The 20,830-nt window shown below is 68.7% G+C and carries 21 protein-coding genes; 10 read left to right on the forward strand and 11 right to left on the reverse strand.

The window, feature by feature from the left end; translation table 11 throughout:
- Window positions 1-59: 59 nt before the first annotated feature.
- Window positions 60-518, reverse strand: a complete 459-nt coding sequence (locus AC3WTC_RS12965; RefSeq protein ID WP_025877548.1) for a hypothetical protein — start codon at window positions 516-518, stop codon at window positions 60-62.
- Between the two features lie 181 nt (window positions 519-699).
- Between AC3WTC_RS12965 and AC3WTC_RS12970 the strand changes: the two genes are divergently transcribed.
- From AC3WTC_RS12970 to AC3WTC_RS12985, 4 genes are all read left to right on the forward strand, one after another.
- Window positions 700-948: a hypothetical protein gene (locus AC3WTC_RS12970; RefSeq protein ID WP_032952021.1), complete on the forward strand. Its 249-nt coding sequence runs from the start codon at window positions 700-702 to the stop codon at window positions 946-948.
- Window positions 949-1,071: 123 nt separating this feature from the next.
- Entirely contained in the window at window positions 1,072-1,989 is a 918-nt protein-coding gene (locus AC3WTC_RS12975; RefSeq protein ID WP_093819441.1) for a bestrophin family protein, read from the forward strand.
- Window positions 1,990-2,008: 19 nt separating this feature from the next.
- Window positions 2,009-2,998, forward strand: coding sequence for a porphobilinogen synthase (hemB, locus tag AC3WTC_RS12980; protein ID WP_032976846.1), 990 nt, complete (start codon window positions 2,009-2,011; stop codon window positions 2,996-2,998).
- Window positions 2,999-3,031: 33 nt separating this feature from the next.
- Window positions 3,032-3,301 carry a gas vesicle protein GvpG gene (locus tag AC3WTC_RS12985; RefSeq protein WP_025877541.1) on the forward strand — a complete coding sequence of 90 codons (270 nt, stop codon included), beginning with the start codon at window positions 3,032-3,034 and terminating at the stop codon, window positions 3,299-3,301.
- A gap of 161 nt (window positions 3,302-3,462) precedes the next feature.
- Here the strand turns inward: AC3WTC_RS12985 and AC3WTC_RS12990 are convergent, their stop codons facing one another.
- Complete coding sequence (locus AC3WTC_RS12990) at window positions 3,463-4,326, reverse strand: hypothetical protein (protein ID WP_312400691.1); 864 nt, start codon at window positions 4,324-4,326, stop codon at window positions 3,463-3,465.
- Window positions 4,327-4,374: 48 nt separating this feature from the next.
- On the opposite strand from AC3WTC_RS12990, the gene aroE reads away from it, so the two are divergent.
- From aroE to dinG, 3 genes are all read left to right on the forward strand, one after another.
- The gene (gene aroE / locus AC3WTC_RS12995) at window positions 4,375-5,220 is read left to right on the forward strand and encodes a shikimate dehydrogenase (protein WP_033832490.1); all 846 of its coding nucleotides are present in this window, start codon (window positions 4,375-4,377) and stop codon (window positions 5,218-5,220) included.
- Window positions 5,221-5,223: 3 nt separating this feature from the next.
- A complete protein-coding gene (locus tag AC3WTC_RS13000) occupies window positions 5,224-5,574 on the forward strand; it encodes a hypothetical protein (protein WP_032976849.1) in 351 nt (116 codons plus the stop codon).
- A gap of 152 nt (window positions 5,575-5,726) precedes the next feature.
- A complete protein-coding gene (gene dinG, locus AC3WTC_RS13005; protein ID WP_025877533.1) occupies window positions 5,727-7,829 on the forward strand; it encodes an ATP-dependent DNA helicase DinG in 2,103 nt (700 codons plus the stop codon).
- Between the two features lie 40 nt (window positions 7,830-7,869).
- Here dinG and AC3WTC_RS13010 read toward each other — a convergent pair whose 3' ends face one another.
- Window positions 7,870-8,481, reverse strand: a complete 612-nt coding sequence (locus AC3WTC_RS13010; RefSeq protein WP_492711594.1) for a hypothetical protein — start codon at window positions 8,479-8,481, stop codon at window positions 7,870-7,872.
- Window positions 8,482-8,562: 81 nt separating this feature from the next.
- The gene (gene ilvD / locus AC3WTC_RS13015) at window positions 8,563-10,401 is read right to left on the reverse strand and encodes a dihydroxy-acid dehydratase (protein WP_492711595.1); all 1,839 of its coding nucleotides are present in this window, start codon (window positions 10,399-10,401) and stop codon (window positions 8,563-8,565) included.
- A gap of 371 nt (window positions 10,402-10,772) precedes the next feature.
- Between ilvD and AC3WTC_RS13020 the strand changes: the two genes are divergently transcribed.
- Genes AC3WTC_RS13020 through AC3WTC_RS13030 form a run of 3 tightly spaced genes read left to right on the forward strand, consistent with a single transcriptional unit; the run spans window position 10,773 to window position 13,175 of the window.
- Window positions 10,773-11,342 (forward strand): DUF1190 domain-containing protein, encoded by a 570-nt coding sequence (locus AC3WTC_RS13020; RefSeq protein WP_032976852.1) that lies wholly within the window; start codon window positions 10,773-10,775, stop codon window positions 11,340-11,342.
- 7 nt (window positions 11,343-11,349) lie between these two features.
- On the forward strand, window positions 11,350-12,528 hold the full coding sequence (locus tag AC3WTC_RS13025) for a glutathionylspermidine synthase family protein (protein ID WP_492711596.1): 1,179 nt from the start codon (window positions 11,350-11,352) through the stop codon (window positions 12,526-12,528).
- The gene (locus AC3WTC_RS13030; RefSeq protein ID WP_492711597.1) at window positions 12,528-13,175 is read left to right on the forward strand and encodes a hypothetical protein; all 648 of its coding nucleotides are present in this window, start codon (window positions 12,528-12,530) and stop codon (window positions 13,173-13,175) included. The genes AC3WTC_RS13025 and AC3WTC_RS13030 overlap by 1 nt, the downstream gene beginning before the upstream one ends.
- A 144-nt stretch (window positions 13,176-13,319) precedes the next feature.
- On the opposite strand, the gene AC3WTC_RS13035 is transcribed toward AC3WTC_RS13030, so the two are convergent.
- From AC3WTC_RS13035 to AC3WTC_RS13065, 7 genes are all read right to left on the reverse strand, one after another.
- Complete coding sequence (locus AC3WTC_RS13035; protein WP_492711598.1) at window positions 13,320-14,618, reverse strand: DUF58 domain-containing protein; 1,299 nt, start codon at window positions 14,616-14,618, stop codon at window positions 13,320-13,322.
- Window positions 14,615-15,601, reverse strand: a complete 987-nt coding sequence (locus tag AC3WTC_RS13040) for an AAA family ATPase (RefSeq protein ID WP_025877520.1) — start codon at window positions 15,599-15,601, stop codon at window positions 14,615-14,617. The genes AC3WTC_RS13035 and AC3WTC_RS13040 overlap by 4 nt, the downstream gene beginning before the upstream one ends.
- Complete coding sequence (locus tag AC3WTC_RS13045) at window positions 15,598-16,788, reverse strand: DUF4350 domain-containing protein (RefSeq protein ID WP_025877518.1); 1,191 nt, start codon at window positions 16,786-16,788, stop codon at window positions 15,598-15,600. Before AC3WTC_RS13045 ends, AC3WTC_RS13040 begins: the two co-directional genes overlap by 4 nt.
- Window positions 16,785-18,419: a DUF4129 domain-containing protein gene (locus tag AC3WTC_RS13050; RefSeq protein ID WP_140228312.1), complete on the reverse strand. Its 1,635-nt coding sequence runs from the start codon at window positions 18,417-18,419 to the stop codon at window positions 16,785-16,787. The genes AC3WTC_RS13045 and AC3WTC_RS13050 overlap by 4 nt, the downstream gene beginning before the upstream one ends.
- A complete protein-coding gene (locus AC3WTC_RS13055; RefSeq protein ID WP_033832487.1) occupies window positions 18,409-19,401 on the reverse strand; it encodes a stage II sporulation protein M in 993 nt (330 codons plus the stop codon). Before AC3WTC_RS13055 ends, AC3WTC_RS13050 begins: the two co-directional genes overlap by 11 nt.
- On the reverse strand, window positions 19,398-20,087 hold the full coding sequence (locus AC3WTC_RS13060; protein WP_032976856.1) for an RDD family protein: 690 nt from the start codon (window positions 20,085-20,087) through the stop codon (window positions 19,398-19,400). The genes AC3WTC_RS13055 and AC3WTC_RS13060 overlap by 4 nt, the downstream gene beginning before the upstream one ends.
- A 124-nt stretch (window positions 20,088-20,211) precedes the next feature.
- Entirely contained in the window at window positions 20,212-20,742 is a 531-nt protein-coding gene (locus tag AC3WTC_RS13065; protein WP_492711599.1) for a gamma carbonic anhydrase family protein, read from the reverse strand.
- Window positions 20,743-20,830: the final 88 nt, after the last annotated feature.

Consider the following 20,830-nt stretch of genomic DNA (forward strand, 5'->3'; position numbering starts at 1 on the left):
CCACGTCGAGGTCGCCCGATGACTGCGGTTGCCGGCCAGCGGCCGGCACTACCGCCACGTCAGCGCTGCGGGGTGATCGTCTGCGTCGGCAGGCGTGCCGGCGGCGCCGGATCCGGTACCCAGATCGCCACGCCGGCGGCGCGCTTCTGCGTCGTCGGTATGCCGATGCCCACGCCGCCGCCCACGTGCGAACCGTAACTGCCGGCACCCACCGACATGCCGACCGGCGAGCCACTGCTGCCCACGCCCATCAGGATCACGCCGTTGGCACCCAGTGCGGCCGCTTCGCGCTTGAGGCGAGCCACGGCGGCATCGGTCTGGCCCTGCGTGCCGAAGCCCACCGCCGAAGACGATTCCAGCTGGGCGATTTCCTGCGAACCGGCGGGCGGCGTCGAATAGATCTGCACCTGGGACGGATCGATCGGCGCGCGGGCGCGGCCCAGCATGACCTTGGAGGTACTGGCGCAACCGGCAACGGTCAGCAGCATGGCCGCCAAGGCGACCCAACGGATGTTCATGGCGTATACCCCTGTAGGACTGGTTCGGATCATCAGCCGGGCACTCTGAATCGGCGCCAACATCGGGGCTCGACCCATGGCCGCACGCTAGCATGGGGCCGGTGAGGCTGACGGCAACGGCGGTAGGCGGCGCTGCCGGGAACGGCTATGGTTGGCGCATGAACAACCACGGGAGGGCGCTATGGGTGTGATCAGTCTGTTGTGGGGCGTGCTGGCGCTGCTGTGGATGATCCTGGCGTTGATACCGCTGCTGGGCTGGGGCAACTGGTTCCTGATCCCGTTCGCCGCGGTCGGCGCGATCATCGCCGCGCTCGGCATCCTGTTCACCCACCCCAGCAAGCGCGGCCGGGCGTGGACCGGGCTGATCCTGAACGGCATCGTGGTGGTGGTCGGCATCCTGCGCCTGGGGCTGGGCGGCGGCGTGATCTGAGCCGGCCGGGCCGGTGCGACCGGGCGTCGCAGGGACACGGCCGCCGGCCGGGCAGGGAGTAGAATGGGCGGCTGCGCGAGCCCCCCGCGTGCCTGTCGAACCGCGCCCTGCGCGGCTGCTCCCATGATCATTCGTTCCCGTCCCCACGGCTGGCAACTGCTGTACATCCTGCGTGGCTCGATCGTTCCGGCCATCGCGCCGAAGGTGCTGGCCATCCTCGTCCTGTCCATCGCGGTCGCCGCGGTGGTGGAAATGGCGCCGCCGATCGGCATCGAGCGCGTCTCGGTCACCCCGTTCACCCTGCTCGGCCTGGTCCTGTCGATCTTCCTCAGCTTCCGCAACAGCGCCTGCTACGACCGCTGGTGGGAGGGCCGCAAGCTGTGGGGCCAACTGGTGTTTGAATCGCGCTCGCTTGCGCGGCAGGTACAGGTGCTGCTGGCCGATGACGCACCGCGCCGCCAGCGCCTCGGCTACCTGACCACCGCCTTCGCCCATGCACTGGCCGCGCGCCTGCGCGCCCGCGACGTCGCGCTGGCGGCGGTGCCATGGCTGGACGAGGAACAGCGCGGGCAGCTCGCCCAGCGCGAGAACGTGCCCGATGCGTTGCTGGCGATGATCGCCGCCGAACTGGCCCAGGCCCGTCGCGCCGGCACGCTCGATTCCATTCTCTACGTCCAGCTGGAAGAGCGCCTGCACGCGATGTCCTCGATCCAGGCTGGCTGCGAACGCATCCTGACCACCCCGCTGCCGTTCGCCTACACCCTGCTGCTGCACCGCTGCGCATGGATGTTCTGCGTGCTGCTGCCGTTCGGCCTGGCCAGCTCGCTGGGCTGGGCCACGCCGGTGCTGTCGGCGGTGCTGGCCTACGCCTTCTTCGGCCTGGACCAGCTGGGTGAAGAAATGGAAGACCCGTTCGGCCTGGAGCCGAACGACCTGCCGCTGGACGCGCTGGTGCGCACCATCGAGATCGACCAGCTCGACGCCCTCGGCGAACGCCCGTTGCCCGCACCCCTGCTGCCGCAGGGCTACCTGTTGCAATAGCCACTCCTCGGAGCCTGCCATGCCTCATCCCCATTACCGCCCGCGGCGCATGCGCCATGACGAATTCTCGCGCCGCCTGATGCGCGAGAACACGCTGACCACCAACGACCTGATCTATCCGGTGTTCGTGCACGAACCGGCCGGTCGCGTGGCGGTGCCGTCGATGCCGGGCGTGGAGCGGCTGTCGATCGAAGAGCTGCTGAAGGTGGCCGAGGAAGCGCTGGAACTGGGCATCCCGGTGATCGACCTGTTCCCGGTGCTGGATGCCTCGCAGAAGTCGCTGGACGCCTCGGCGGCGTGGGCCGAGGACGGCCTGGCGCAGCGTGCGATCCGCGCGCTGAAGTCGCGCTTCCCGGAGCTGGGGGTGATGACCGACGTGGCCCTGGATCCGTACACCACGCACGGCCAGGACGGCATCATCGATGACAAGGGCTACGTGCTCAACGACATCACCGTCGAAGCGCTGGTCAAGCAGTCGCTGTCGCATGCCGAGGCAGGCGCGGACATCATTTCGCCGTCGGACATGATGGATGGCCGCATCGGTGCGATCCGTCGTGCGCTGGACGCCGACCACCACCTCAACGTGCGCATCATGGCCTACTCGGCCAAGTACGCGTCGGCGTTCTACGGTCCGTTCCGCGATGCGGTGGGCAGCGCGGCCAGCCTCGGCAAGGCCGACAAGAAGACCTACCAGATGGACCCGGCCAACGGTGACGAGGCGATGCGCGAGATCGCGCTGGACCTGGAGGAGGGCGCGGACATGGTGATGGTCAAGCCGGGCATGCCGTACCTGGACCTGGTGCGGCGGGTGAAGGAAACCTTCGGGGTTCCGACCTTCGCTTACCAGGTCAGTGGCGAGTACGCGATGATGAAGGCGGCGTTCGCCAACGGCTGGCTGGACGAGCGCGCCTGCGTGCTGGAATCGCTGCTGGGCTTCAAGCGTGCCGGCGCCGATGGCGTGCTGACCTATTTCGCGCCGCAGGTGGCGCGTTGGCTGCGCGAGCGCTGACAATAGCGCCCACGACGGACGGAGGAACACGCGATGGGACCTGAAATGGGTTGGATGCAATGGCTGATCTGGGGCACCGGTACGCTGGTGTTCGGGGCCATCATCGTCGGCGTGTTCGTTGCTGCCTGGCGCGCCGCGCGGCGCCCGCCGGAGCAGCTCTCCGCTGCGGCCCGGGTTGCCCGCGAGCAGGCCGTGCCGGAAAGCGTGCAGGCCGAACTGGCCGCACTGAACCGGCGCAAGGACAACGGCCAGCTCAGCGAAGCGGAGTACGAACAGCAGCGCGCGAAGGTGCTGTCGCGCTGAGCGCCGTGGCCCGGGACCCGGGCCATCCACGCATGGCGTGGATCTACTGGTAGCCGCCAACCTTGGTTGGCGGTTTTGCTTCTGTGCCGACCAAGGTCGGCACCTACCGGAGCGGGGGGCGGTCGGTATCCACCGAACCGTCATCCACGCATGGCGTGGATCTACTGCATGCACCCGGGCACTGCCGCCACCTTCGGCACGGCCAGCCGGTATACATCCACGCCACCGGCGCGGGGCGACTTCGCCGCACTGCTGGCCACCATCATTTCGCCCGGCTTGGCGTTGTCGACCATCGGCGCGCCGGTCCAGCCGCTGGCCTGGTTGAACGACAGTCCGATCGGCTGCAGCGCAGCGCCCGTCCATGCACAACCGCTGGTCCAGACCTGCGCGGTGTCACCGCTGCCCCGGCTGAAGGCCACCGCGCCAGCGCTGCCCAGCCAGTCGCCATCGGTTTCATCGGCGGGGCTGTTCAATGCCTGCAATGCCGTCGCCGGGCCTCGCACGCCCTGCGCGTCCAACGAGGCCACGAACAGGTCCCAGCCGGCACCACGGCCCTGCTGGCGGGCAAACAGCAGCTGTCGCCCGTCCGCGCTCAATGCCGGCCCGCGCTCTTCATGGCGGCCACCATCGCCTGCCAGCGCTTGCGGCGCCCCGACGCTGCCATCGGCGGCGATCGCCGCCCGGTACAGCCCCGACCGGCCCTCGCGGCCTGCGGCGAACAGCAGCCAACGGCCATCGCGGCTGAAATACGGATCGCGCACCTCGCCGGACACCGCCAGCGGCAACGCCTGCGCCTGCTGCCAGCGGCCGTCGACCACGCGCGCCTGCCACAGCCCCCAGCCGGCCTCGCCACGGCGGGCGAAGACGATGCGCTGGCCATCGGCGCTGATCGTGGCCCGGCCTTCATCGGCACGGGTGGAGACCACGCCCATGCCTTCGATGCCGTACTCGTTCAACGCCATCGCCACCGGGGCAGAGAGTAGACTGGCGGCGAGCACCAGCAGGGTCGGGGCGATACGCATCATCCAGGTCCATGCACGAAAGAGCACCAGTCTAGCCAGCTTGAGGATTCCATGACCGATCGTTACGCCGTCTTCGGACACCCCGTCGCCCACTCGAAGTCGCCGCAGATCCATGCGGCGTTCGGTCGCCAGGAAGGCATCTCCCTCGACTACCGCAGCATCGATCTCGCCCCGGACGCATTCCTGGCCGGGCTGGAGGCGTTCGCCTCCGAAGGCGGTGTCGGTGCCAACGTCACTTCACCGCACAAGGAAGCGGCGTTCTCGGTGTGCACTACGCTGACCGCACGCGCGCGTCGCGCCGGCTCGGTCAATACCCTGCTGCGCAAGGGCGACCGCTGGCACGGTGACACCACCGATGGCATCGGCCTGGTGCGTGACCTCACCGACCGCCACAGCCTGGACCTGCGCGGCCGCCGCGTGCTGCTGCTGGGCGCCGGTGGTTCGGCGCGCAGCGTCGCTCCGGCGCTGCTGGATGCCGGCATCACCGAACTGGTGGTGGTCAACCGCACGCCGGAACGTGCCGATGAACTTATCGATGCCATGGGCGAGCCGGGCCGCGCGCTCAGCCGCTACTGGGACGATCTGCGCGACCTCGGTGATTTCGAACTGATCCTCAACGCCACCTCGGCCGGCCGCGATCGCGACGCCGAGTTCAAGCTGCCGCTGTCGCTGGTCAATTCGATGACCACGGCCGTCGACCTGAACTACGGCGAGGCCGCCATCGCCTTCCTGGCCTGGGCGCGCGCCGCGCAGTGCCGCAACACGGTCGATGGCCTGGGCATGCTGGTCGAGCAGGCGGCGGAGAGCTTCCTGCAGTGGCATGCCGTACGCCCGCAGACCGACGAGGTCTACCAGCAGCTGCGCGCCGGTGCCGGCGCCTTCGCCGGGCAGGACTGATCGATGGATACCCAGGCTCTGATGGTCTCCCTGCTGACCATGGTCGGCGTGCGCCTGCCGGTGCTGATTGCCCTGTGCGTCGGCCTGGTCTGGGTGATGGGCGCGCCGCGCGATCCGGCACGTACCGGCGCGCTGACCGGCCTGCTGCTGTTGCTGGCGTCCAGCATGGGCAGCCTGCTGGCCAACCTGGTGCCGATGTGGATGGTCAGCAACGGTGACTTCGGCGCGATCTCGCAGCTGAGCACCGTGCTGGGCGTGGTGCACTTCGGCCTGGCGATGCTGGATGCCGTCGGCACGGTCCTGCTGGTCTGGGCACTGGTACGGTTGCTGCGGCAGCGCACCGCTACACCCTGACTCCGATGGCGGCCTTGGCCGCGTCGGTAGTGTTGCGGGGCGCGCATCCAGCCATCGCGCGACGCGGCTGACCCTGTTCAGCGCCCGCGCCTCGGAGCCCGTGGCCGGCCATGCGACAATGGCCGGCCTGACCCCGCTACGGTAGTTCTGGCGTGACCGAAACCGTCGCCGCTCCACGCAAGCTCGATGACACCTTGAAGGACGCGATCCGCAAGGCGTACACGACGCTGCAGGCCAACACCCCCGGCTTCTCCACCCGCCGCTCGCAGAGCCAGATGATCGGCGTGGTGTCGCGTGCGCTGTCCACCAGCGGTGGCGTGGGCGTGGTCGAGGCGCCGACCGGCGTTGGCAAGAGCCTGGGCTACCTGACCGCCGGGGTGCCGATTGCCCTGGCCAGCAAGAAGAAGCTGGTGATCAGCACCGGTACCGTGGCGCTGCAGTCGCAGCTGGTCGAGCGCGATATTCCGAACTTCCTCAAGGCCACCGGCCTGGAGGCGACCGTTGCCCTGGCCAAGGGCCGCACCCGCTATCTGTGCACGCGCAACGCCGCCGAGGCGCACGGCGAGGGCGCGCAGAACGGCATGTTCGAGGACGAGCAGCCGCTGTTCGACCGCCCGCTGGCGCCGATCGAGATGGACATCGCCAAGCGCCTCACCGTGGCCTTCACCAGCGGCAGCTGGGACGGCGACATCGACAACGCACCGGAAACCATCAGCCCCGGCCTGCGCAGCCGCATCACCACGCCGGCCTCAGGCTGCGCGGGGCGACGCTGCGCGTACTCGGCGCAGTGCGCGGTGCTGCGCTCGCGCAACACCGTGCGCGATGCGCAGATCGTGGTCACCAACCACGCGCTGTTGCTGTCGGCGCTGTCCATTGGTGACAGCGACAACGGCCAGCCGATGATCGCCGCGCCGTCGGACATGCTGCTGGTACTCGACGAAGGCCACCACGTGGGCAACGTGGCCATCGACCAGGGTGCGGCCAGCCTGGCATTGGATGAAATGGCCAAGCGCACCGGCCGCCTGCAGATCCTGATCGCCGGTGCCTACCGCGCGGTCGACAAGGATCGCCTCGGCAACCTGCTGCCGAACGAAGCCATCGACGCGGCCAGCAACGTGGCCAAGGGCCTGCGTGCGTTCCGCGACCACGTCGAGGCGGTATGGATGCCGGCGCCGGCCGACGAGGAGCCGATGTGGCGCGCGGCCAACGGACGCCTGCCCGAGGCCTGGCGCGAGCCGATCGAGGCGCTGGCCGACGATACCCGCAGCCTCTACAACTGGGCGCACGCCGCCACCGCGCAGGTCGCCAAGGGCAAGCCGGACGATCCGGCGCGCGAGCGCCTGCAGCGCAACCTCGGCATGGCGCTGGAGATGATCGAGCAGCAGTACAACCTGTGGCAGGTCTGGCGCCGCGAAGACAAGGAAGGCGCGCCCCCGATGGCGCGCTGGGTGACCGCCACCCGCGATGGCGACCTGGTGCTGCATGGCTCGCCGGTGTCGGCCGCGCACGTGCTGCGCAAGCTGTTGTGGGATGAAGTGGATTCGGTGGTGATGACCTCGGCGACGCTGACCGGTGGCGGCGACTTCCAGGCGCTGGCGATCGACAACGGCATCCCCGAAACCGCCGAGATGGTCTCGCTGTCCTCGCCGTTCGACCTGCCCAACCAGGCCGAGCTGATCGTGCCGCCGTTCCCGGTCACGCCCGATGACCGCGAAGGCCATCCGCGCGAAGTGGCGCGCTACATCGGCAAGGAACTGGACTGGACGAAGGGCTCGATGGTGCTGTTCACCTCGCGCTGGAAGATGGAGAAGGTGGCGGGCCTGATGCCGGCCGCCAAGCGCAAGCAGGTGCTGGTGCAGGGCGAGATGTCGAAGACACGCATGATCGATGAACACCTGCGCCGTGTCGCCGCCGGAGAGGGATCGGTGCTGTTCGGGCTGAACTCGTTCGGCGAAGGCCTGGATCTTCCCGGTGAGGCCTGCACCACGGTGGTGATCACCCAGGTGCCGTTCGCGGTGCCGACCGATCCGCAGACCGCCACCCTGAGCGAATGGGTGGAAGCGCGTGGGCTCAATGCGTTCAACCTGATCGCGATCCCGCATGCGCTGCGCACGCTGACCCAGTTCGCCGGCCGCCTGATCCGCACCTCCACCGACACCGGGCGGGTGATCATCCTCGACTCTCGCCTGCTGACCCGCCGTTACGGCAAGCGCATCATCGACGCGCTGCCGCCGTTCAAGCGCACCATCGGCTGAGCCCGCACTGGTAGCGCCGGGCCATGCCCGGCGGAGAGCCTCAACCGCCTTCCGGCTTCCGGCAGGCCGGGTTGCCCATCGCGTTGTGGTAATCGCGGTCGAAGCAGCGCAGGAAGGCATCGAGCACATCGAGATTCGGCGGCCAAGGGGCATCCACCTGCTGCCCGCCCTTGGTAGTGAAGTGGAAACGACCGTTCTTGATGTTCTCCGCCATCGTGGGTGGCGTCGGTATCGCGACCAGCGCGGCACGTGCCTTTTCCAGTCCGCTGCGATCACGCCGCAGGAACGCGATCGTGCCGTCCACGTAGGCGTTCCAGTAGCCGGGGTCGGTGTCCTTCGGCTTGTGGGTGCGCTGCATCAGCGCAATCGCCTGCGCGGTTTGCCCAAGCTCCGCGCGCAGCTGCCCTTCGTGCCAGACGAGGGTGGTGTTGCCCGTCGCCTTGGGCAATGCCGCATACGCGGCCAGCAGGTCCGCGGCTTCCTGGGTGCAGCCGCGATCGGCCAGCGGGCGCCAGCCCCCGTCCATGTCCTGGTCGAACATGCCCGGTTCCATCGCCAGCATCGCCGCGCGGTCGTAGCCGCAGTCAGGGGCCTGCGGCGGTTCGGCGCTCGCGCCCATGGCCACGGCCAGGGCGAGGAAGAGTGACGTCATCACAACCTCCGTGTCGGTGATATCGGGATACCTTCGCGGACTACGAGGGAGGCTGCCGGCCAGCGGCCGGCACTACCGTCTTCAGTCGCCCAGCAGGGCGGTGTTGCGCACGGCGCCCTTGTCGGCGCTGGTGGCCAGCAGGGCATAGGCCTTCAGCGCGCTGGTGACCTTGCGTGGGCGCGGTGCGCGCGGCTTCCAGCCCCGTGCATCGGCGTCGGCGCGGCGCTGGACCAGCGTCACCTCCTCCACCAGCAGGTCGATGCGGCGGGCCGGGATGTCGATGCGGATGCGGTCGCCATCCTCCACCAGTCCGATCACACCGCCGCTGGCCGCTTCCGGCGAAACGTGGCCGATCGACAGGCCCGAGGTGCCACCGGAGAATCGGCCGTCGGTCAGCAATGCGCACTGCTTGCCCAGGCCTTTCGATTTCAGGTAGCTGGTCGGGTACAGCATCTCCTGCATGCCCGGGCCGCCCTTCGGGCCTTCGTAGCGGATCACCACCACGTCGCCGGGCTTCACTTCATCGGCAAGAATGCCGGCCACGGCGGCGTCCTGGCTTTCGAACACGCGCGCATTGCCTTCGAACACGTGGATCGATTCGTCCACCCCTGCCGTCTTCACCACGCAGCCGTCGACGGCGAGGTTGCCGCGCAGCACGGCCAGCCCGCCTTCCTGCGAATAGGCATGTTCCAGCGCACGGATGCAGCCTTCGGCGCGATCCTGGTCCAGCGACGGCCAGCGCGTGGCCTGGCTGAAGGCCTCCTGGGTGGGAATGCCGGCGGGACCGGCCTTGAAGAAGGTGTGCAGGGTGTCGTTGTCGCTGCGCATCACGTCCCAGCGATCCAGTGCTTCACCGAGCGTGGCGCTGTGCACGGTCGGCACCGAGGTATCCAGCAGGCCGGCGCGATCCAGTTCACCGAGGATGCCGAACACACCACCGGCGCGGTGCACGTCCTCGATGTGGTACTTCGGCGTGTTCGGTGCCACCTTGCACAGCTGCGGCACGCGCCGCGACAGTGCATCGATGTGGGTCAGGTCGAAGTCGACCCCGCCTTCCTGCGCAGCGGCCAGCAGGTGCAGGATGGTATTGGTCGAGCCGCCCATGGCGATGTCCAGGGTCATGGCGTTGGCGAACGCGGCCTGGGTGGCGATGCCGCGCGGTAGCGCACGCGGGTCTTCGCCGCCATACCAGCGGTGGCAGAGTTCGACGATCAGGCGGCCGGCGCGACGGAACAGCGCTTCGCGGTCGGCATGCGTGGCCAGGGTGGTGCCGTTGCCCGGCAGCGACAGGCCCAGTGCTTCGGTCAGGCAGTTCATCGAGTTGGCGGTGAACATGCCCGAGCACGAGCCACAGGTGGGACAGGCGCTGCGCTCGTAGTCGGCGACCTTCTCGTCCGAAGCGCTGTCATCGGCAGCGACGACCATCGCGTCGACCAGGTCCAGCTTGTGCTCGGACAGCTTGGTCTTGCCGGCTTCCATCGGTCCGCCGGAGACGAACACCACCGGGATGTCCAGGCGCAGCGCCGCCATCAGCATGCCGGGGGTGATCTTGTCGCAGTTGCTGATGCACACCAGCGCATCGGCGCAGTGGGCATTGACCATGTATTCGACGGCGTCGGCGATGATCTCGCGGCTGGGCAGCGAGTACAGCATGCCGTCGTGGCCCATGGCGATGCCGTCGTCCACGGCGATGGTGTTGAATTCCTTGGCGACGCCGCCAACCTGTTCGATCTCGCGCGCGACCAGCTGGCCAAGGTCCTTCAGGTGCACGTGGCCGGGCACGAACTGGGTGAAGGAGTTGGCGATGGCGATGATCGGCTTGTGGAAGTCGCCATCCTTCATGCCGGTGGCACGCCACAGGGCGCGGGCACCGGCCATGTTGCGGCCGGCGGTGGAGGTGCGGGAGCGGTATTCGGGCATGGCTGGCGGAACGGGCGGGCCGTACGACGTGGGGGTCGGTTGATCATGGCCAATTTTTTCGGTTGCTGCTGCAACCACCGGAGGCGGTCCGGCAGGGCTGCGCCCTGCACCTGCCGAATCAACGTCAACGTCAAAATCAAAAGCGGGCTATCCGCGGGATGGCGGGGTGGGGCCGGCGGCAGGGGACGCCACCGGACCCACCCCGCCTCTGACAGGTGGCCGTGGGCGAGTAGATCCACGCCATGCGTGGATGGATCGAGGGAGAGGACGACGAAAATGAAATTCCGTTCATCTTTCCTACTTTGCCGATTCCGGTTGTTGGCCCGGATTTGGCATGATGGGGCATTGTTCCGACTTGAAGGCATGAGGCCATGAAACGTTCCCGCACCACTGCGCTGCTGCTGATGAGCGCTGCGCCGCTGCTGTTCACTGCCTGCCAGAAGGAAGAGCAGGTGCAGGTGCAGGAAGGCCTGTATACCTCGGTGGAGGCCTGCACCACGGCTACCGCTGATCCTTCGGCGTGCCGCAATGCGTTTGCCGAGGCGCAGAAGAAGTCTGCCGACGCAGCGCCGAAGTACGCGACCAAGGAAGCCTGCGAACAGGATTACAAGCCTGAGCAGTGCGTGCAGCAGCACACCTCGGCCGGCACCTCGTTCATCGGTCCGATGATGATGGGCTTCTTCATGTCGCAGATGCTGAGCAACCGCGGTGGCCTGGCCCCGCAGGCGCCGGCTTCGGCGCCGGCCTACCAGGACAAGAGCGCCGGTTGGGCGCGTCCTGCCCCGGGCGGCAGCGGCGGCCTGAACACCGCCAGCGGCATCGGCGCGGGCAAGGCCGGGCTGGCCCCGGTCAGCAGCGAACCGAACCGTGCGGTGACCGCCAGCCGCAGCGGCTTCGGCAGCACCAGTGCGCGCCGCAGCGGCAGCAGCGTCGGCGGCTGATCGACCCATGCAACGTATCCGTATTGCCGAGCGCGCCCAGTGGCGGGCGCGCGCGGAGGAAGCCGGTTTCCGCTTCCACACCATCGACGGCCAGCCGTACTGGGATGAAAGCGCGTATTACGCGTTCACCCTGCGCCAGATCGAGCAGGACATCGAAGACCCCAGCGCCGAACTGCACCAGATGGCGATGGACCTGGTCGGCGATGTCATCGCCAGCGAGCGCCTGATGGACCAGCTGGCGATCCCCGCGCATTACCGCGACTGGATCGCCGACAGCTGGCGCCAGCGCCAGCCGCACCTGTACGGGCGCCTGGACCTGGCCTACGACGGCACCGGCCCGGTCAAGCTGTACGAACTGAACTACGACACGCCGACCTCGCTGTTCGAAGCCAGCTTCTTCCAGTGGCAGTGGCTGGAGGACCAGCGCAACGCCGGCCGCCTGCCGCAGCACGCCGACCAGTTCAACGCGATCCATGAAGCCCTGGTCGAACGCTTCGGCGAACTGGCCACGCAGCTGCCGCCGCCGCTGTATTTCAGTGCGGTGGGCAGCTCGGACGAAGACCGCGGTACGGTCGAGTATCTGCGCGACTGCGCTTCGCAGACGGGTCTGCACGGGCAGGCGATCGCCATCGAGGACATCGGCCTGTCCGAAGACGGGCGCTTCACCGCGCTGGACGATACGGTCATCGGCACGCTGTTCAAGCTGTACCCGCTGGAAGACCTGATGGCCGAGGAATTCGGTCGCGCGCTGCCGGGCTCGGGCGTGCAGCTGCTGGAGCCGGCGTGGAAGGCGGTGCTGAGCAACAAGGGCATCCTGCCGCTGCTGTGGCAGCGCAATGTCGGCCACCCGAACCTGCTGGAAGCACACTTCGATGACGGCAGCGCGCTGGCCTCGGGCTGGGTGCGCAAGCCGCTGTTCTCGCGCGAAGGTGCCAACATCGAGATGCACCTGGCCGACGGCAGCACGCAGCGCAGCGACGGTCCGTACGACGGTCCGGCGATCCTCCAGCGTGCGCATCCGCTCACCCGCTTCGAAGGCGGTTACCCGCTGATCGGCAGCTGGGTGATCGGCGACCACGCCTGCGGCATCGGCATCCGCGAGGACGACAGCGCGATCACCCGCGACAGTGCGCGCTTCGTGCCGCACGCGATCATCGACGAAGCGCCGACGCGGATCTACGTCTGATGGCGGTGCAACCCCCGCCCGGTCGGCGCGGGCGTCCTGCTCCCGTGCCGGGCCGTCATTTCGACGATGGTCGCGGCCTGAATGCGTTCGCCGACCGCATCGCGGTGCGCTGCCACCGCTGCGATACGCCGGGTTGGGTGCTGGCGAGCTGGCAGCCCTACCGTTGGACGGTGCGTTTCCGCTGCACCGGCTGCAGCGTTGCGCTGGACAGTAGCGACTGGGTGGGCGCGGTGTGCATGCAGGGACGCCGGCCGTGCGGGTACTGCGGGCACCAATGGCTGTACGTGCATCGCCGGATCGCGTCGGGCGTTCGTTCGCCGGCCACCTTTCCCGCGCGATGTGGGCAATGTGGGCGCAGCAGCGATGTCGACGTGTCGGCCACCCCGCTGCGCGATGCCGAGCCGGCCGATCCACATTTCGGCCTTCCGCTGCATCTGGTGGAGCCGACCCGCGCAGGTCTGCTTTGGGCCTACAACGCCGAGCATCTGCAGGCGCTTCATGAGTACGCTGTCGCGACACTGCGTGAAACCAAAGGGCATCATCGCTCGATGTTCTCGCGGCTGCCGCAGTGGATGAAATTGGCACGGCATCGCGTGCTGCTGCAGCGCGCGGTGGAGCGGTTGCAGAAGCGCTTGCTGCAGGGGTAGTGCCGGCCGCTGGCCGGCAACCGCTGTGGGTAGAGGCCGGCCTTGGTCGGCGCCGTTGATGGTGTGCCAACCAAGGTTGGCATCTACCAAGGCGACGTGTCGGTAGCGCCGGGCCACGCCCGGCGAGCGCAGCGGTCCGACAGGTCAGAGCAGCCCTTCGCGCTTCACCGCCAGATAGCGCTCCACCAGCGCGGCGGGCAGGGCATCGGCCGTGACGTCCAGCACCATCACCCGTTCGGCACGCAGCGCGTCATGCGCCTGCGCGCGCTGTTGCAGGTACAGCGCGGTGGCACCGGCCTGCGCGGCATCTTCCACCGTGTGCACCTCACCTTCCAGCGCAGCATCCAGCTCGCGCTCGCGCAGGCTGGCTACGCACACCAGATGACGGCGCTGCAGCAGGCGCACCGCCGCAAGCAGGTCTTCAATGTCCTCGTCGCGCACGTTGCTGACCAGCATCACCAGCGCGCGCCGGGGCTGGCGCAGTGAGACTTCGGTGGCGGCAGCCAGGTAATCGGTGGCCACGGCCTGCGGCTGCAGGTCGTAGCTGGCGCGCAACAGATGCTGCACCGTGTCCATGCCGCGCTGCGGCGCCACCCAGCGACGCTCGCCGCCTACCGCGAACAGGCCGGCAGCATCGCCCTGGCGCAATGCCAGGTAGGCCACCACCAGCGAGGCGTTCAAGGCATGGTCGAAATGCGAGAGCCCACCTTCGCTGGCCAGCATGCGCCGGCCGCTGTCGAGCATCAGCAGCAGCTGCTGGTTCTTCTCGTCCTGGTACTCGCGCGAGATCAGCTTGCGGGCGCGGGCGGTGGCCTTCCAGTCGAGCTGGCGCAGGCTGTCGCCGATGCGGTACTCGCGCATCTGGTGGAAGTCGGTGCCTTCGCCACGGCGGCGCTTCACATGTGCACCGACCAGTCGCGAGGCCTGGTCGGCACTGAACAGCGCAAATCGGGTGAGTGGCACGAAGTTGGGATAGACCCGCACCTCCAGCGCCGGTGGCAGCGTGCGTTGCTGCCACCACAACCGCCATGGCGAGCGGATGCGCAGCTGCACGCCTTCGAAGGCAAAGCGGCCGCGCTGCTGCGGCTGCACGTGGTAATGCAGCGAACTGGCATGGCCCGCCCGCAACTGCACGCGTTGCGGCAGTGATTCCAGTGGCCAACCGCCTGGCACCAGATCGAATACCTGTACCTGCATGGCCTGCCCGGACTGCAGGCGCAGGCCGATCTCGCGGCGCACGCCCAGTGCCAGGGCCTCGGGCACGTCGCGCTCGACGCTGGGCGATGGTCGTCGCCGCTGCCGCCACAGATCAACCAGTGCCAGCACCGCAACCAGTGCGCCGGCCAGCGCCCAGCTCCAGCGTGGCAGCAGCCCGGCCAGCATCACGCCGCCCAGCGCAGCCCAGGCCAACAACAACGCCAGCAGCAGCGGCGCAGGCCTCATCGGCGCGGCGCTTCCACCTTGGCCAGCAGCGCACCCAGCACGTCGTCGGCACCCTGGCCTTCGATCTGCAGCTCCGGTGCCAATGCAATGCGGTGGCGCAGGGCGGGTCGGGCGATGTCGCGCACATCGTCGGGGGTGACGAAGTCACGACCGGCCAGCACCGCCTGCGCGCGCGAGGCACGCACCAGGGCGATGCTGCCGCGCGGGCCGGCGCCGACGGCGATGCCCGGCCACTGCCGGGTGGCGGCCACGATGCGCACCGCGTAGTCGATCACTTCGTCATCCACGGTGATTGCCGCGGTGGCCTGCTGCAACGCCAGCAGTTCGCCGGCACCGAGCACGCGCGGAACCTGGCTCAGGTCGAAATCACTAGCGGCACGGCCGCTGGTGATCGCCGCGACCATGCGCTTCTCGTCCTCCAGCTGCGGATAGTCGATCAGCACCTTCAGCAGGAAACGGTCCAGCTGCGCTTCCGGCAGCGGATAGGTGCCTTCCTGTTCCAGCGGGTTCTGCGTGGCCAGCGCCATGAACGGCGGTGCCAGGGTGAAGGCCTTGCCTTCGATGGTGACCTGGCCTTCCTGCATCACTTCCAGCAGCGCGGACTGGGTCTTGGCCGGGGCCCGGTTGATCTCGTCGGCCAGCAGCAGGTTGGTGAACACCGGGCCGCGACGGATCTTGAAGCTCTCGCTCTTCGGGTCGTACACCGCATGGCCGCTGACGTCGCTGGGCATCAGGTCGGGGGTGAACTGCACGCGGCCATAGTCCAGTTCCAGTGCCTGCGCCAGCGCGCGCACCAGCAGGGTCTTGCCGAGGCCGGGCACGCCTTCGATCAGCACGTGGCCACCGGCCAGCAGGGCGACCAGGATCTGGTCGAGCACATCGGCCTGGCCGATGAAGGCGTGGCCGACGGCCTGGCGGATGGCGTCGACGCGTTCGATCAGGCGGGCGGTGGCGGCCGCCGGAAGTTCAGGGGCATCGGTCATAGCAGGGATCTCATCTGGAGCAGCAAGCGGATGCGCTCGCGCAGGGCGGAGGAATCATGCGGCGAAGGCGGAGTGAGGGCACTGGCGACTCGACTGACGGGCCATTGCAACACTGCGGCGATGGCCTGGTCGCGCGCAGCACCGTCGAGTGCCGCAGCGACGGGCGCGCGCAGGCGCAAGCGGTGCAGGAACAGCGCCTGCACGGCCAGGTACAGGCGCGTGCCATGGCCGAAGCGCAGCAGCAGTTCGCCACTGGCGCGGACGTGTTCCAGCAACGAACGGCGTTCGACCACCGGCGCGGGCAGGGCACTGCCGAAGCGTTGCGCGCGTGACCACAGCCAGCCGAGGATCGCCAGCAGCAGCGGCACCCACAGCGGCCAGCCCTGGTAGAAGATGCGCGCGCCCAGCGAGGGCGGGCGGCTGCCGTATACCAGCCACATCGTGCCGCGCCCATAGTTGGGATCGAGCAGGTAGCGCGTCAGGTCGCGGTGCGAGAGGTCATGCAGGCCATCGCGGGCAACGGCATCGGCGTCGACAGTGCGGCGGCGTGTTGATGCGGACGGGCCTTCACCGCGCATGACGTCCATGTCCGCCAGCACGTCGATGCGGCCCTTGCCGTGCGGCAGGCGCGCGAACACCAGTCCTTCCTGGCCACCCCAGCGGCGCTCGGCCGTGGCGTTGGCCTGGAAGCCCAGGCTGAAGCGCCGACCGCCGCAGAACTCGACGTGGCTGGGATCATCCACCACGTGGAAGGGTTGGCAGTCGCTGCCATGGAACAGGCTGTCCACGCCGATCCTGTCCAGCAGGGGGCCCTGCGTGCTGCTGGCATCGTCCTCGGCCGGTGGCTGCGTGCGCAGCAGCAGATGGCCACCCGTGCCGACCCAGTCCAGCAGGGCCTGCGCAGTGCGCGGCGGCATGTCGGCGGTATCCTGCAGCAGCACCACCGTATCGGTGGCGGCCAGTGGCATCTGTGCCAGGTCCAGCCGCTGCCGGGACTGCACCTCGATGCCGTCGGCGCGCAGCGCCTGGCCCAGCACATACAGCGGGTTGTAGCTGGCTTCGCCCTGGGGCGGCAGCACGACGGTCTCGGTCACCTTTTCATGCGTGCGCAGGAACAGGATGGTCAGCGGCACCCCGAGCAGGACGAGCGCGCCGAGCAGCAACGACCAGAACAGGCGCGGGCTCATGCCTGCCACCCGTACTGCTGGCGCAGCGTGCTGGCCAACGCGTCGAAATCGCTGCGGGTGGGCAGGCGCCCGCCGTATGCGGCGTACTGCCACATGCGCACGATGCGCGCGAACAGTTCACGGTCGGTGCTGTCGGACATGCGCCGCGAGGCACGCAGGCACTGTGCTTCGGTGGCACCGGGCGGCAACGCGATGCCGGTGCGCTCCACCAGCGTGCGCACGCTGGCGCGATACAGCAGCGCCAGCGCCTGCCGTGGCCGTCCCTGGTCCCACAGCAACCCGGCCTGGGTCGCCACATCCGGCGGCAGCACCACCGGCATTTCCACCTGCTCTTCGGTGATCTGCGGTGCCTGCTTTTCCTTGCGGCGGCCGGAACCGCGCAACCACGGCAGCCACAGCCGCGCGGTCAACAGCAGCACCAGCAGCAGGACCCCCAGCAGCCCCCACAGGCCCCATTCGGCGAGCCGGGCCAGCCACAACTGGCCGCTCTTGCGCGACGTACGGTCCGCGTTGCTGCTGCTGTCCTTCTGCAGCTCTTTCTTGTCTTTCTGCTTCTCGGCGGCGTCTTCGATCGGCTTCCATCGGCTGACCTGCCGCGTCGGCCGCTGCAACGGATCTTCGTAGGCGCGGTTCACGGCCTGGCGGAAGCCAGCGGTATCCACCGGCGTGTCGCCGAAGATCACCGCCGGTGTATTGGCCGGATCGTTTTCCGCAGTGGCCGCTTCTTCGGCTTCTTCAGCGTCTTCCGCTTCTGCGTCTTCAGCGGCGTTGGCCGTGGCGGTCTGCGCGGCGTCCGGCGTGTCGGCGTCCTGTGCGTGCACGGGCGCCAACGGCAGCGCCAGGCACAACAGCAGCAGCAACGAAGAGGCGACCGGCAGCAGGCGTTCGCGCAGGCGGCGCAGTGCGATTTCCACGTCCCAGGCTTCCATCTGCGTGCGTCGGTTCAAGTACAGGCCGAAGCCGGCACCCACGTAGAACGGCCCGATCAGCGCCGCCGCCAGCCAGCACAACAGGTTGAGGCCAAGCTTGGCCCACGCAGGCGCCTCCACGCTGACCATCGCCCACGCTGCGCGCCAGGATTCGGGCAGCAGTTCCAGCGGGATGAAGATGAAGATAGTGGCGATCGCGCCCACCACCAGCACCAGCTCGAATGCCAGGCAGATCACCGCCAGCACCAGCGCAGGGCCCGCAGCGCCGGCGGCGACTGCACGCCTGCGTGGGCCACGCTGGGCGGGCGCATTGCCCTCCAGCAGATTGACCGGCAGGCACAGGCTGCGCAGGCCGCTGAAACGGCGCCAGCCCAGATAGCCCCAGAAGCCGCTGCCGCCCCACTGCCGCTGTGCGCGCAGCGCATCGCGCGGGCCGACCCGTTCGCCGAAGATGCCGCGCGAGAGCACGTACAGCGGTGCGCGTTCGAACAACGGTTTGCACCACCACATCGCCAGCCACGCCCAGCCGAAGGCATCCAGCCACCAGGCCAGTGCATTGAACAGCACGAACAACGGTGCACTGGCCAGCAGCCAGCTGCCCCACACACCGCGGGCGTGGCGGCGGGCCAGCGCGCTGCCCAGCTCCATCGCTTCCCAGCTGCTGCGCGCGCGCAGCACCACGTCCAGATGGTCAATCCGCATGGCCACCTCCGCGTCCACCGCGCCACAGCCACAGCAGCACGCCGGCCCACAGCACCCCGGCCACGCTGAACTTCACTGCAGCCGGAATGTCGGCGATGGAGGACCAGAACGCTTCCACGAACGCGGCCAGCAGCAGCATGAAGGCCACGCCCAGGCACAGCCGCGCGCCGATGCGCCCGCCTTCGACCAGCGCATCCACTCGGCGCCGCCGCCCGGGAGCCAGCAGTTTCATGCCCAGCTGCAGGCCGGCGCCGCCGGCAATCACGATCGCGGTCAGCTCGAATGCACCGTGGCCGGCCACAAAGCGCCAGAACGGGCCGCCATGGCCGATGTGCTGCAGGTGGCCGGCGACCGCGCCGATGGTGATGCCATTGAAGAGCAGCACCAGCAGCGTGCCCAACCCCGCCAGCAGGCCGCTGGCGAAGGTGCGCAGGGCGATGCTGATGTTGTTCATGATGTAGTAGCCGAACATCATCCAGTCGGTGCCGCTGTCGCGGCCCAGGCGCTCGGCGGATGGATCGTACATGCGCTCCATCTCGGCGATCTGGCCGTTGTCCATCAGCAGGTGGATGCTGTCCGGGTACACCTGCACCAGCACGAAGCAGGCCAGCGCCGGCACTGCGAACATCGCCAGCGCCGCCCACATGCTGCGCGCCTGGCTGCGCACCAGCAGCGGGAAATCAGCAACCAGGAATTCCAGCGCGCGCCGCCAGCGGGTCGGCGGCGTGCGGTACAGCACGCCATGCCCGTGCTGCATCAACTGCTGCAGGCGTTGCACCAGCTGCGGGCTGTAGCCGCGTTCGCGGGCCAGCGCCAGCTGCTGGCACAGCCGTCGGTAACGCTGCGGGAAGCTGACATCGCCGGCTTCTTCCGCGCCCGGCCTGCGCCGACGCCGACGCGAGGCACCGGCGCGATGCTGCAGCCACTGCTCCAGGTCATGCCATTCCTGTTGATGGCGGGCGACGAACTGCTCTTGCTTCATCGTCTTCCCAGCAACCAGTTGGCCATTGCATACAGGCGCAGCACGCCGACCTGGCCGGACGCGCTGGTCAACGGCTCGGCGATGCCGGCCAGTTCCTGCTGGCGTGCGGGTGACAGGCGTGGCGCGCGCTCGGCGAAGGCCATCACCGCCGCCTGTTCCTCCGGCCGCAGCGGTTGCGGCGGCGCCAGCGCGCTGTCGATGGTGGCCGGCGGCGGCAGGTAATGCGGCGGTGCATGTACCACCATCGTGCCGGCAACCAGATCGCCCAGGCGGCGGCCATGCGGATCGAACAGGCTGCTGATCAGGCCCAGTGCGTAGCCGAAAGGCAGCATGTCCACGGTGCGCAGCAGGTTGCGGGTGATCGAGGCCATCCAGCCCACCGGTGCGCCATCCTGCGCGAGCACCCGCAGGCCCAGCACGCGCTTGCCGAGGGTACGGCCCCACAGCGCTTCGCAGACGATGGGGTAGGCCCACATCAGCAGGAACATCAGCGCCATGTACAGGCCGCGGCCGAACTCATCGAGCAGGGCCAGCGGAATGGACAGCGCGGTGAGCGCGCCGAAGCGGACGGCCAGGTCGATCAGCCAGGCCAGCGCACGCGGCATCGGGCCGGCCGCAGGCAACTGCAGCGGCACGCCTTCCGGCGTTACCACCTCGCGGTAGGTATCGAGCATCGGCGCGGCCATCAGCGCGATGGCCGCCGAAGTGGGCGCTGGAGTCCTCTCCGGCGTGCAGCCACGGGCATGGGGGTCTCGACGGTTCCTGGTCGGGCCCAGACTTTAGCAGAGCCCGGCCATCGGCGAGGCGGCCTCAGCCCAGGTATTCGTCCTTCAGCCGCACGTAGTGGTCGGCCGAATAGTGCAGCGACTCGATCTCCTTGTCGCTGAGCGTGCGCGCCGGACGGGCAGGGTTGCCCACCCACAGTTCGCCTTCGCCCACCACCTTGCCGGCTCCGAGCACCGCACCGGCACCGACGAAGCCATGGCGCTCGACCCGGGCACCGTCGAGGATGCACGCGCCCATGCCGATCAGGCTGTAATCGCCGATGCTGCAGGCGTGGATGATGCAGCCATGGCCGACGGTGACGCCTTCGCCGATCAGGGTCGGGTAGCCGGCCTTGTTGTACGGGCTGTGGTGGCTGACGTGGATGATCGTGCCGTCCTGCACATTGGTGCGTGCACCGATGCGCACGAAATTGACGTCGCCACGGATGACCGTGCCCGGCCAGATCGATACGTCATCGGCCAGTTCGACATCACCGATGATCGTGCAGGCCGGATCGACATACACGCGCTGGCCGAGTACCGGCATCTTGTCGCGGAAGGGGCGCAGCGGGGTCATCGGCATCTCCGGAAGAGCAGGGCAATCGCGATGATGATACCGCGTGCAGCACGCAGTCCTGCCGGTAGTGCCGGCCGCTGGCCGGCAA

Source organism: Stenotrophomonas sp. FW305-C-20-S1 (genome assembly GCF_058783335.1).